The 12,697-nt window shown below is 66.4% G+C and carries 9 protein-coding genes; 7 read left to right on the forward strand and 2 right to left on the reverse strand.

What is annotated here, in order from left to right; translation table 11 throughout:
* Nucleotides 1-41: 41 nt before the first annotated feature.
* Nucleotides 42-800: a carbonic anhydrase gene (locus C8C93_RS14255; RefSeq protein WP_121507341.1), complete on the reverse strand. Its 759-nt coding sequence runs from the start codon at nt 798-800 to the stop codon at nt 42-44.
* A 184-nt stretch (nt 801-984) separates the two neighbouring features.
* Here C8C93_RS14255 and C8C93_RS14260 point away from each other — a divergent pair, with 184 nt between their 5' ends.
* Nucleotides 985-1,344 (forward strand): 5-carboxymethyl-2-hydroxymuconate Delta-isomerase, encoded by a 360-nt coding sequence (locus C8C93_RS14260; RefSeq protein ID WP_121507342.1) that lies wholly within the window; start codon nt 985-987, stop codon nt 1,342-1,344.
* A 117-nt stretch (nt 1,345-1,461) separates the two neighbouring features.
* On the opposite strand, the gene C8C93_RS14265 is transcribed toward C8C93_RS14260, so the two are convergent.
* Entirely contained in the window at nt 1,462-3,273 is a 1,812-nt protein-coding gene (locus tag C8C93_RS14265; protein WP_121507343.1) for a chorismate-binding protein, read from the reverse strand.
* Nucleotides 3,274-3,528: 255 nt separating this feature from the next.
* Here C8C93_RS14265 and C8C93_RS14270 point away from each other — a divergent pair, with 255 nt between their 5' ends.
* The 6 genes from C8C93_RS14270 to C8C93_RS14295 are packed head-to-tail and all read left to right on the forward strand — an operon-like array spanning nt 3,529 to nt 12,678.
* On the forward strand, nt 3,529-5,754 hold the full coding sequence (locus C8C93_RS14270) for a TonB-dependent siderophore receptor (RefSeq protein ID WP_121507344.1): 2,226 nt from the start codon (nt 3,529-3,531) through the stop codon (nt 5,752-5,754).
* A 9-nt stretch (nt 5,755-5,763) separates the two neighbouring features.
* Nucleotides 5,764-7,269, forward strand: a complete 1,506-nt coding sequence (locus C8C93_RS14275) for a Y4yA family PLP-dependent enzyme (RefSeq protein WP_233559407.1) — start codon at nt 5,764-5,766, stop codon at nt 7,267-7,269.
* 4 nt (nt 7,270-7,273) lie between these two features.
* Nucleotides 7,274-8,317, forward strand: a complete 1,044-nt coding sequence (locus C8C93_RS14280; RefSeq protein WP_121507345.1) for a PLP-dependent cysteine synthase family protein — start codon at nt 7,274-7,276, stop codon at nt 8,315-8,317.
* 11 nt (nt 8,318-8,328) lie between these two features.
* A complete protein-coding gene (locus C8C93_RS14285; protein ID WP_121508807.1) occupies nt 8,329-9,468 on the forward strand; it encodes an NAD/NADP octopine/nopaline dehydrogenase family protein in 1,140 nt (379 codons plus the stop codon).
* A gap of 25 nt (nt 9,469-9,493) precedes the next feature.
* Entirely contained in the window at nt 9,494-11,413 is a 1,920-nt protein-coding gene (locus tag C8C93_RS14290) for an IucA/IucC family siderophore biosynthesis protein (protein WP_121507346.1), read from the forward strand.
* Nucleotides 11,413-12,678 (forward strand): MFS transporter, encoded by a 1,266-nt coding sequence (locus tag C8C93_RS14295; RefSeq protein WP_121507347.1) that lies wholly within the window; start codon nt 11,413-11,415, stop codon nt 12,676-12,678. The genes C8C93_RS14290 and C8C93_RS14295 overlap by 1 nt, the downstream gene beginning before the upstream one ends.
* Nucleotides 12,679-12,697 lie beyond the last annotated feature (19 nt).

The raw sequence follows: 12,697 nt of genomic DNA on the forward strand, positions 1-12,697 counted from the left end.
ACTCAGCCGCCCCCTGGAACCCGCGGACCGGCTGGTCACAGTCAGGTGCTTTCTTTCACGATGCGGCCATTGAGCGGCTGCACTGGGCGCGCGTTGGCGTTATAGAGCTGGCGGAACGCCTTGATCTGCTGGGCACCCAGTTTCACGGGTTCCTTGAGCACCATCCACTGCACGCCTTCGGAACAGGGCGGCGTGGTCAACGACCCTGCAAAGCTGTAGTAACCCTTCTTGGCGGGCAACAGGGTGCTGGCGTCCAGCGTGAGCCCGTCCACCGTCAGCTGCTCACCCACACGCGGCAGGTGCGCAAAGATGGGGGCCCAGGCCGCATTCGTCTTGCCCGGCTGGATCAGCACCGCCACCACGCCCAGTCCTCCGTCCGCAGCCTTGTGCACAAAGTGGGCCACCATGGCCGCGTGCTTACCGCCAATGGCCTCTTCGCTGGGGGTGTGGAAGTGGAACTGCAGCAGCTCCATCGCCTTGCCGTCCACCACCAGCTTGCTGCCCGCAGGCATGTTCACCTGCACCGTGTGCCCGTTGTTGACCAGCGTGGGGGCACCTGCCGTGTACTGGAAATCCAGCGCAGGCAGCGCCTCTTTCACGGTATTGCGAATGTCGATGGGGCTTTGCGCCGCACCACGTGCACAGGCCTCAAAACCAGGCTCCAGCGCGCCCCAGTGGGCGGCGCCGTGTTTGCCCTTGTATTCCCAGTGCGGGTGGGCGCCCTCGGCGCTGGCCCAGGTGGCGGCGCACAGCAGGAGGGCAAACAATGTGGTTTTTTGGATCAAGAAGGGGGGTGTCATGGCTCTTAAGGAACAACAAGTTGATGAAAAACAAGCTGCTGCAAGCAGCCGCGTGATAGTCAGCAGCCTTGCTTAACGGCGGCTTAAACTGCTGGGTGCCACTGACGGCCCAAGGGTTGCTGGCTTAAGAACCTGTCTACCATGGCTTTGAAGTGAATTCACTCGACCGAACCGGACCCCCTCCATGCCCCACCTGACCATTGAATACTCGGCCAACCTGCCCCACTACCCAGAGGCCGAAACGCTGACGGCCCTGAATGCCACCCTGTGCGCCCACCCCCAGGTGCAGGACGAGGCGGACCTGAAGACCCGCTTCATCGTGGCCGACAGCTTCGAGATTGGCATCGCGCCCGCCAACCGCGCCTTTGTACATGCCCAACTGCGCCTGCTCGCGGGCCGCACGCCCGAGGCCAAGAAGGAGCTGTCCGACCGCATCGCCGCCGTGCTGCGCGAACGCACGCCCAAGCCCCAGGGCGTGATGGTGCAGCTGAGCGTGGAGATCGTCGATATGGACCGGGGCTCGTACGCCAAGGAGCGGCTCTGAACCAGCGGCGGCAATTTTTGAATAAATTCGGCCCTATCGCTTATCCATAGCCATTAACAGCTATTATTTTTATAGCATAACTCTTTCCCCCAAAAGGCTGGCGGGTGCCTTGATGCATCAGCCAGGGTCTTCTGCCACCAACTCGGCAGCCAACCAGCCGCGCAGGCTGTTGATGAACGCCCAGCCCTGCACGCGGGGCAGGTCCTGCAGCCGCACCACGGCTTCTGCCACACGCCCCTCGCGCAGCGCCACCGCGCGGCCCACGCCGGGCAGCAGGCCACAGGCCAGCGGCGGCGTGACCCAGCGGCCATCGAGCAGCAGGGCGATGTTGCCGAAGGTACTTTCGGTGATCTCACCCGCCTCGTTCCACAACACCGTGTCGAACACCCCGGCGGCCGTGGGCGCAAAGGCCGCGTAGTGCGCGCGGCGCGTGGTCTTGTGGCGCACGAATTCACCATGGGCCTCTGGTAGCGGGCTGCGCGCCAGCTGCAGGCGCACAGGCTCGGGCGTGGGGGCCAGTGCAAAGGCCTCGGCCCGGGGCTCGCCAGTGGCATTGAGCAGCAGGCGCACACGCCAAGGGCCTGTGCCATGCCCTGCGGCCAGCATCCTCAAGCACTGCTCAACCTTCTCGCCATCCAAGGGGTAGCCAAAATGTACCGCCGCTGCCTGCAGGCGCGCCAGGTGTTCGGGCAGATGCCGCCACTGGCCATCCACCAGCGCCAGGGTTTCGAGCAGGTCAAAAGGCTGGCTGGCGCGCTCCACAAAGGCACGCTTGTGGCGCCACTCGTTCCATTCGGCGTCCGCTTGCGCGCCCGAGGTGATGCCACTGCCAATGCCGCAGGTGGCCTGGGTGTGGCCGCCGTCGGTGCGCAGCACCACGGTGCGAATGGGTACGTTGAAGGTGGCCGCCACGCGGTGCTGCCCATCCGCCCCGGCGGCACCCAGAGGCCGCACCACGCCCACGGCGCCGCAGTACACGCCGCGCGGTGCGGACTCTATCGCATGGATCATCTGCATGGCGCGCACCTTGGGCGCACCGGTGATGGAGCCGCAGGGAAACAGCGCAGCAAACACGTCGGTCAGCGTGGTACCGGGCCGCGTGCGGGCCGTCACGTCCGACGTCATCTGCCAAACGGTGGGCAGGGCTTCGGTGGCAAACAGCGCGGGCACACGCACGCTGTGCGGCATCGAGATGCGGGATATGTCGTTGCGCAGCAGGTCCACAATCATCACGTTCTCAGCCCGCTCCTTGGGCGACGAGCGCAGGTGCTCAGCGTTGGCAACATCCTGCGCAGGCGTGGCGCCACGTGGCGCGGTGCCTTTCATGGGGCGCGCCAGGATGGCTCCACCCGCCGGGTCACCATGGGCTCCGCTTTCCCAGTCAAAGAACAATTCGGGCGACACCGAAAGCACCTGTTCGTTGCCGGTGTCGATGAACGCGGCATAGCCGCCGGGCTGTGAGCGCTGCAAGGCCTGGAACAAGGCCTGCGCGCTGCCCTGCAGCAACTGGCCCGACAGCGGCGCGGTGTAGTTGACCTGGTACAGCTCGCCATCGCCGATGGCCTGGTGAATGCGGTTCAGGGCTGCATCGAATTCCGCGCGCGAGGGGCCCGAGGCCCACTCCACATGGGCGACATCGGCCGCGGCATCCCCAGGCCACGGCAGCGCTTCGTCATGGACGGCAAACCAGGCCAGCGGCCCCTGGGCGGCATGCACCTGCAAGGCTGCATCGAAGGCCGGAGCCGCCTCGTAGCGCACGTAGCCCACGCACCATGCGCCTGCCTGTGCGGAAGCAAACACGGCATCGAGAACGGGGCGCACCTCGGCCAGGTCACGGGCCGACAGCACGGCGCGGGGCGCGCGGAAGGCATGGCGAAGGCGGGGCGCTGACGGGGCCAGCGCGGCACTGAAGTCGATGCAGGAATTCATGGAAATGGCGGGCGCGGCGGCAGCACCTTGAAGGAAACGGGCGCCTTGAGGCAAACAAGGGCAGCCGCCTATCGTAAACGCCGCAGGGCACGGACTCTGCGGAGGGTGGGCAGCGCGGTCCTGTTGCAAGTGCAAGCAAAAAATCCATCAAATGCGAATAATTCTTGTTTATAATTTTTGCCATACGGTGCATTGCCATGCGCCCCAAGCAGCCAGCCGTCGCCAGCCAGCCTCCTGTCCCCTCAAGGAACCACTGTGCTGCCACCGACCGTGCCAGGCTCTCTGCCTTCTTCTTCGATGGACGCCGCTCGCGCGGCCCCCCTTCACCCCCTCGCGGCCGCCACACGCCTGGCGCTCGCCAGTCTGGTCACGGCCGGCATCATGGCCCCGGCAGGCGCTCAGACCGCATCTCCGGACGCCGCCGACCGCCCCCGTGCCCTGCCCGAGGTCCAGGTCACGGCAGACGGCGATGCAGGGCTGCCCGCCACCATCGGCAACGGGCACACAGCGCGCGGTGGCCGGCTGGGGCTGCTGGGCAACACCGACACCCTGAACGCACCGCTCAGCGCCACCAGCTACACCTCGCAGATGGTGCAGGACCAACAGGCCGTCACCATTGCCGACATCGTGAAGAACGATTCATCGGTCCGGCTCTCAGGCCACTCCGGCGACCAACTGGACTCGTTCTTCATCCGAGGCTTCCCGGTGGGCGACCAGAACTCGGGCGAAATCGCCTTTGACGGCGTCTATGGCATCGCCCCCAACTACCGCGTGCTGGCCGACTACGCGGAGCGCATCGAGCTGGTCAAAGGGCCCGCAGCGCTGCTGTTTGGCATGTCCCCGGCCAGCAGCGTGGGCGGCACCATCAACATCGTGCCCAAGCGTGCCACCAGCGCCCCGCTCACACGCATCTCCGCCGACGTTGGCCCCTCCGCACAGGGGGGTGGCCAGATCGACCTGAGCCGCCGGTTTGGCCCCGAACGCCAGTGGGGCGTGCGCATCAACGGCAGCCACCACCAAGGCGACACGCTGCTGGACAACCAGTCGCGCAAGGCGGACGTGGGAGCGATCGCGCTCGACTACCAGGGCGAACGGCTGCGCGCCACCGTGGACGCCATCGCGCAAAAGGAAAGTGTCGATGCGCCACAGCGTCGGCCATTTCTGGCCGCAGGGGCCACGGCCGTACCGGCCGCACCCGATGGCCGGCGCAACGTGAGCCAGCCCTGGGAATGGTTTGAAACCACCGACCGCTCCCTGCTGCTGCGCCTGGAATACGACCTGAACGACCAGACCACCGCGTTCGCCAACGCAGGCGGCGGACGCACACGGGTAGACCGGCTCTTTGGCAACCCCACCCTGCTCAATGTGCAGGGCGACACCAGCACGTTGCCGCAACGCTTTCAGTTCGAGGTGGACCGGAGCACGGCGGACGCCGGGCTGCGCACCAAGTTCGCCACCGGCGGCGTCCGCCACACGGTCACGCTGCAGGCCAGCACTTACCACGACCGCCTGGGTCGTGGTTCCGTCAACGGCACCACCGTGTTGTCCAACATCTACGCGCCGGTGAACAGCCCGGCGCAGAACGTGGCCGCCCCGGCCCAGGTCGCGCGGGTGGCCGACACAGAGCTGTCCAGCATCGCGCTGGCCGACACCCTGTCGATGCTGGACGACCGGGTGCAGGTGCTGCTGGGCGTGCGCCGCCAGCGTGTGGAATCCGACAACTTCAACACCACCACGGGCGCCGTCGCCTCGTCGTACGACCAGAGCGCAGTGACGCCGCTGGCGGGCCTGGTGGTCAAGCCCTGGCAGAACGTATCGCTCTACGCCAACTACATCGAAGGCCTGAGCAAGGGCGACATCGCTCCGGCCACGGCCTCCAACGCGGGCGAGGTGTTTGCGCCCTACAAGGCCAAACAAAAGGAAATCGGCGCCAAGTTCGAATGGGGCCGGATGATCAGCTCGCTGAGCCTGTTCGAGATCACCAAGCCCAGCGGCCAGCAGACCAACGGCCTGTTTGCAGTGGATGCCAAGCAGCGCAATCGGGGGGTGGAACTGAACGCCTCCGGCCGTGTGGTGCCTGGCGTGTCCGTCACCGGCGGCGTGACGCTGCTGCAAGGTGTGCTGAGCCAGACCAACAGCGCGGCCACGCAGGGCAAGAAAGCCATCGGCGTCCCCTCGGTGCAGGCCAACCTGGGGCTGGAGTGGGATCTGCCCTGGGTGCCGGGCCTGGCACTGAGCGGGGGTATCACCCACACCGGAAAGCAGTATGTGGACCGCGCGAACACGCTGGGCATTCCATCGTGGACCACCGCAGACCTGGGCGCCCGCTACCGCACACAGATCGCCGGCAAGCCCACGACGTTCCGTGCCAACCTGCGCAACGTGGCAGACCGCGCTTACTGGGCCAGCGTATCGCAGTACGGCAGCCTGGTGCAGGGTGCGCCACGTTCCCTGGTGGTGTCGGCCACCGTTGATTTCTGAGGCACCACCATGCGAGCCCAGCACCATGGTGAGTTGGCGGACCTGGCGGGCATGAACAAAGTTACGGCGGCGCACCGGCATGCGCCGCCTGTACCCGCAGCGGCGCCAACGCCGCTGCCCCCGCCAGCGGCCACTGCAGCCAAAGTGTACCCAGCCCTGCCACCGCTGCTGGATGAAGCGGTGGCAGCACTGGTGCACGCATCACCCGCAATGCTGCCGGGCCTGGTTGCCCAATACGGCTCGCCGCTGCACCTCGTCTGGCCGCAGCGGCTGGAAGACAACGTGCGCAAGCTGGTGGCCGTGCTGCAGTCCCACCCCATGCCCTTTGAGATCTTTTACGGGGCCAAGGTCAACAAGTCGCCCGCCCTGGTCCGCGCGGCCGTGCAGGCTGGCATCGGCGTGGACGTATCCAGCCTCTACGAGGCGAGTGACGCACTGCGTGCGGGTGCAGACCCCACGCGGCTGTGCGCCACCGGCCCGGCCAAGACCCGGGCGTTCCACAAGCTGCTGCTGGACAACGCATCCCTCATTTCCGTCGACTCGCTGCAGGAGTTGCAGGATCTGGATCACTGCCTGCAGTCTGCTGGCGCGGGCCAGCGGGCGCGTGTGCTGCTGCGCTACCGGCCCCAGGCCTTGGCCACCAGTCGCTTTGGCATGGACGCTGGCGACCTGCGCGCGGGCCTTGCCCGATTGGCCAAACCAGAGGCAAGCATGGTTCTGGAGGGCTTTCACTTTCATCTGTCGGGCTATGCGGTCGAGCCGCGTGTGCAAGCCGTGCGCGAGCTGCTGCCCTGGGTGCACGAAGCCCGCCGCATGGGGCTGAACGCCCGGATGCTGGACATCGGCGGTGGCCTGCCCATCCGGTATGTGGACACCGCCGCCTACAGCGCTTTTCTCGCAGCGCAAGATGGCGCGCACTACCGCAGCGGCAAGGTGCCCACATCGTTCTACCCCTATGGCGGGCCTGTGGACGCCTGCATGTGGATGGAGCAACTGCTGTGCTCGGCGTGCACGGAGGGCATGACCGTGGCACAGGCCCTGAACGCGGCAGGCCTGACACTGGCCATCGAACCCGGGCGCAGCCTGGTGGACCAGGCCGCCATTTCGGTCTTTCGCGCCACGCGGGTGAAACCGCTGGCCGACGGACGGTATGTGATCTTTGTGGAAGGCAGCAGCTTCAGCGCCTGCAAGACCTGGTTCGGCTCCGAGTTCCTGGTGGACCCGGTCCTGGTGCCAGGGGATGGCAACGGACCTCGCCCCGCAACCCCACAGGCTTGCCATGCCTACATCGCCGGGCACAGCTGCCTGGACGACGATGTTCTGACCCACCGCTGGATCAGTTTTGCGCGTGTGCCGCAGGCCGGGGACCTGCTGGTGTATGCCAACACCGCGGGTTACCAGATGGACCTGCTGGAAAACGAGTTTCACCGCCATCCCATGCCCCGCCGCATTGCAGTCACCCGCACTGCGACAGGTGCCATGGCCTTTTCGCCAGACGACGACCGAACGGAGTAAAGACATGATTCTCAGCAAAGTGACGGACCTGATCGGAAACACGCCCATCCTTGGCATCCCGATTCCTTCGAAGAAAACGCGGCTGCTGCTCAAGATCGAGAAGAACAACCCGGGCGGGAGCATCAAGGACCGCATGGCGCGCAACATGATCGTCGCGGCGATGCGCTCCGGCCGCCTGCAGCCCGGGGGCGTGGTGGTGGAGTCTTCGTCAGGCAACACCGGCATTGGACTGGCCATTGCCGCCATCGAGTTCGGCCTGCGCTTTATCGCGGTGGTAGACCACCATGCCGCGCCCGACAAGATCGCCGTGATGCGCGCACTGGGCGCGGAGATCCGCTACGTGGAGGGCGACTACCGCGAGGACGAGGTGGCCGTGGTGGAGCGCCAGCGCCTGGCGGCCGAGGTGGCCTCCAAGATTCCCGGTGCGGTGTTCATGAACCAGTCGGACAACGTGGCCAATGCGGACGGCTACTTCGACTTCGTGCGCGAAGTGATCGACCAGGTCCAAGGCCCGGTGGACGCGTATGTGGGCTGCGTGGGCACGGGCGGCTCGATGACGGGCATTGCACGCGGGCTCAAGCTGCACAACCCTCGCACCCGCACCATCGCGGTCGAGCCAGCAGGTTCCATCATCTTTGGGCAGCCAGGGCGGCCGTACTACCAGTCGGGCACGGGCACGCCCAAGGGAGACACCGTGGGCCTGGTGCTGGACTACAGCTGCATCGACCTGGGCGTGCAGGTGACCGATGCACAGGCCTTTGAAACCGCCCGCTACTTCGCGCAGCACACGGGCCTGCTGGTGGGCGGATCCACCGGCGGCGTGCTCTACAAGGCCCTGGAGTTCATCCACAGCGGCATGATCGCGGGCAACGTGGTGGCGGTGGTGGCGGACGGGGGCGAGAAGTACCTGCACACCGTGTTCAACGAGGCATGGCTCAAGGAGCGCAACATCATCGACCCCACGGTCTGGGCGCAGCTCGACGGCTGGCTGGCCAAGGACGTGGTGGAAGAACTGCCGCGTACCAACGACCGGCTGAAGGTGGCCTGAACGTGGATGCCATGCAAGACCTGGACGTGGTTGTCTGCGGCGGCGGGCGAACGGGGCACCTGAACGCGGTGCTGTTCAAGCAGGTGCCCGGCGTTCGCGTGTCGCTGCTCACCACGCGGCAGGATGTCATCGCGCGCCACCAGAAGAGTCCCTACGGCCTGACCGCCTTGGTGCCGGACTCGCCCCCGCTGCCGGCGCGGCTGGACACAGTGGGCCACGATGCCACCCTGGTCGCCAACGCAGACCTCGTGATCCTCACCGTGCCGGCCCACGTGCGCGCCGCCTGGCTGCGCGGCATGGTGCAGGCGCTCCCGCGCGACAAACCCGTGTATGTGGGGGCCATCCCGGGCTTTTGCGGCTTTGACTGGCTGGCCGAGCAGATCCTGGCAGAACGGCCCAACGCGGTGATCTGGGGCATGAAGGACGTGCCCCACACCGCGTACGACCTGCATCCCGGTGTTTCTGTGCGCATGGGGGGCGCCAAGCAGGTGCTGCACGTGGGCACCCACGCCCGAGAAGGCGCCAGCGCACGCACTGCCCTGCAACGGATGCTGCAGCGCCTGTACGCAGCACCGGTGGAGTTGCTCGACCACTACCTCGAAATCACGCTGACGCCGGGCAACCCCATCATGCACAGCTCGGTGGTCTATGGATTGGCAGGCCCCTACAGCCAGTGGCACGAGCGCACCTTTCCTGCACCCGTCTGCTGGTGGACGGACTGCACCGAGCTGGGCGCGTATTTCCTCGCGCGCAGCGACGAAGAAAACCAGCGGCTGTGCAAGGCCGCCGAGCAACGCCTGGGCATCAACCTGTCGTCGGTCAAACCCCTGCACCAGGAGATCGTCGAAGCCTACGGAGACCAGGTACGCGACCCCCGCACGCTGCTGTCCGTGCTGCGCTCCAACCAGGCCTATGACGCGATCGAAGCCCCGATGGTGCAGGCCGCTGGCCAACCCGGCTACGTGATCGACAAGGACAGCCGCGCGTTCCAGGAGGATGTCGCCTACGGCCTGGCCGTGCTGGTGGAAATGGGACGGCGGCTCAACGTGCCACTACCCCACATCCAGGAGATCTTCGACTGGAACGTGGACTACATGCAGGGCCTGCGCGGCTCGGCGCTCGACTACTTCCCATCCACCTGGCCCGCCTGACGGGCGTTCCCTGCCCTGCTTTCCCATGCACCTCTCTACCAATACCCTGGCACGGCCAGAACCCAGCTCGGCCTCCATCCCTCCGCCGCAAGACGCACAGGCTCTCGCGCAGCACAACGCACTGCGGCGCCTGGTGCGCTGCCTGTTCGCCGAGGGCATTCTCGACAGTGGGTCGCTGGTCTTTGCCCCGCACGGCGATACGGCCTGGTTCCCGCTGTGGGAGCACCATGCCCTGGTGTATTTCTCCGCGCTGCGGGCTGCGCCCGCCCGCACCTTCCTTCTCGACGGCACGATCACCCTCGTGGAGCCAAGCGGCAAGAAGACGGCCATCGACACACCCGGCCAACTCATCGATCTGCTCGCGCCCTACTTTGATTTCACCGCCACAGCGCAGGGCCTCGCCGGGCTGAAGAACGACATGGCCAACAGCGTCGCCAATGACGCACTGGCACGCTGCCACCGCCGCCACTGGAACGAAGAACTGCGGCAAGCCATTTTGGACACCGGCTCCAAGGGCCTGGTGGACTATGTGCGCCACCACCGCACCGCGCGGGATGCTGCGGTGCTGCTGGAGCAGTGGGGCTCGCTCGAAGGGCACCCCTTCTACCCCACCTGGAAAACCAAGCCCCAGCTGAGCCCCACCGAAGTCGCACAGCTGTCACCGGAATTCAATGCGTGCGTGCCCGTGCGCATCGCTGCACTGCGGGCCGACATGGCCTATGTGGAACGCATGCCCCATGTGCAGGACTACCGCACCTGGTTTTCCCAGCAGTTCCCGGACGTGTGGCAGCGCTGGAGCAACAGCCTTCGGGCACGGCAGCAGAACGCTGACGACTGGCTGCCCCTGCCCATCCACACGTGGCACCTGGAGCACTACGTGAAGGAAGCCTACGCGGACGAAATTGCCGAGGGTGTGCTCATCACCGACGGCATCGACATTGACACCCGCCCCACCATGTCGTTTCGCACGATGGTGCCGCAGCTGCCCGGGGCCACGCCGTTCATCAAGCTGCCCCTGGCGCTGTGGCTCACCAGCGAACAGCGCAGCCTGCAGGCCAAATCGATCCACATGGGGCCGCGCATCAGCGCAGTGATCGAACGCATCCTGGCCGAGGAAAACGGCTTTGACCGCCGCCTTGAAATTTTTCCCGAAGAAGTGGCGCTGCACTACCGTCACGCGGTCCGCCAGGAGGACCGCCCGGGGCGGCACCTCTCGGTGGCCTACCGCGGGGCCCGCCAGGCGCTGGACCGCAGCGACGGTCTGCTGCCCATCACGGTGGCCACCTTGTTCACGGCTTCGCCGCTGGACGGACGGCCGCTGGTGACGGAACTGATCGAGCGCACTGCAGGCCGTGCCACGCCTGAAACGGTGGGCGCGTATTTCAGGCAATACGCGCGCGCCGTCACACGGCCTGTGGTGGCGATCTACCTGCTCTACGGCATCGGCCTGGAGGCCCACCAGCAAAACACGTCCGTGCTGTGTTCCGAGGATGGCAGCCCCCGAGGCCTGCTGATCCGGGACTTTGGCGACGGACGCACGTTTGCCCCGCTCCTGGAAGCGCGCGGCTACACACTGCAGCCCTATGTGCACCCGGGCATCCTGCCCACTGTTTTCCGGGACGACATCGAACCCGTACGCACCTTCGTGCTGGACGCCTGTTTTGTGTGTCATCTGCATGAACTGGCCCTGGCGCTCACACACGAGTACCGGTTGCCCCCTACCTGGCTCTGGGAGATTCTTCGCGAGGAAGCCGAGGGCGCCTTCGATGCGGTGCAGGCGCGTGTCGAGCCGCAGTTGTGGCGCGCGGAGCGCGAACAGTTTCTGCATACGGCCTGGCCCACGCGCTCGGTGTTGCGCATGCACCTGCAGCAATACGCAGACTACCGCCTGCAGCACCGGCTACCCAACCCGCTGGGTGCGGCCCAGGCCTTCGGGAAGGTTTGATGGTCTCCACGCCAGCCGCATCCGGCGCCCTGCCCCGCCTGGTTCACGCACTGTTCGTGATCCAGCTCATTTCCATGGGCGCCATGGAAATGAGCGGGCCCTTCTGGCCGGTGCACCTGCAGTCCCTGGGCGCATCGCCCGGCGTGCTGGCGTTTGCGGGCATTGCCGTGTATGTGGGTCCCATGCTGGGCGTGGCGCTCACCAGCACCTTCTGGGGCAAGGTAGGGGACCGCTTCGGGCACAAGCCCATGATGGTCCGTGCGCTCCTGGGGCTGGCCATCACACAGCTGGCCCTGGCCTTTACGCTGGATGTCTGGACGATCCTGGCACTGCGCCTTTTGCAAGGGGCGTGCGCTGGCTATCTGGCACCGGCGCAGGCCTACGGTGTGAGCGCCGTGGTGCCAGCGGTCCGGGGGCGCCTGTTTGCCTACCTGCAGGTATCCACGAACGTGGGCTCGCTGGCAGGAGCGCTGGCGGGCGGGCTCATCCTGGACCACGCCACGTTCTTCTGGATCAACCTCATCGCAGCGCTGCTGTGCGCACTGTGCGCCGTCGCCGTAGCCGCATTGCTGCCGCGTCGTCCTTTCACAGGCAGCGCCCTGGGCGTGACGGCAATCCCATCGCCACCATCGTCATCAGGCAACGCAGCGCCGCTGCAACCACCATCCTGGTTTGCGTCCCCAGTGGCAGGGCTGCTGGCCGTGCTGGGCATCCTGCTGGTGGCCCGCATGCTCACGCAAACCCCATTTGCGATGTATGTCCGCTCGGTGTTTGCCGTGGACAACTGGGTGGTGGGCCTGTGTTACGGGCTTCTCTCCCTGGGGTTCATCGTGTCGGCCACGCTCTGGGCGCGCTACTTCGAGCGCCTGCAGCGCCCCGACGCCCTGGTCCGCATGGCCTGGGTGGCTGCCGCCTGCGCCTTGCTGATGGTGCTGGCGGGGGCCACCCACAGCGTGGCATTTTTTATCGCACTGCACTTTGCCTGGGGTGTGCTGCTGGGTGCCACCACACCGGTGCTGATGGCCCAGATTTCGCATGCCACGAGCAGGCAGCACCAGGGGCGCATTCTGGGCGTGGCGCAGAGCACCGCCCAGTTCTCGTCCATGGCCGGCATCGCACTGGGCGGGGGCCTGACCCAACTGCTGGGCCTGCACATCACCTACTTCCTCGTAGCGGGGGCCTATGCCTGCGCCCTCGCGGTCATCGTCGCCGTGCTGCGCATGCGCGGCACCCGGCAAGGCGCAGCCGGCCTTTCCGGGCCATGACCTCCACTGCGCATCGCAT

The sequence above is a fragment of the Acidovorax sp. 93 genome (assembly GCF_003633835.1).
In the GTDB taxonomy this organism is placed as follows: domain Bacteria; phylum Pseudomonadota; class Gammaproteobacteria; order Burkholderiales; family Burkholderiaceae_C; genus Acidovorax; species Acidovorax facilis.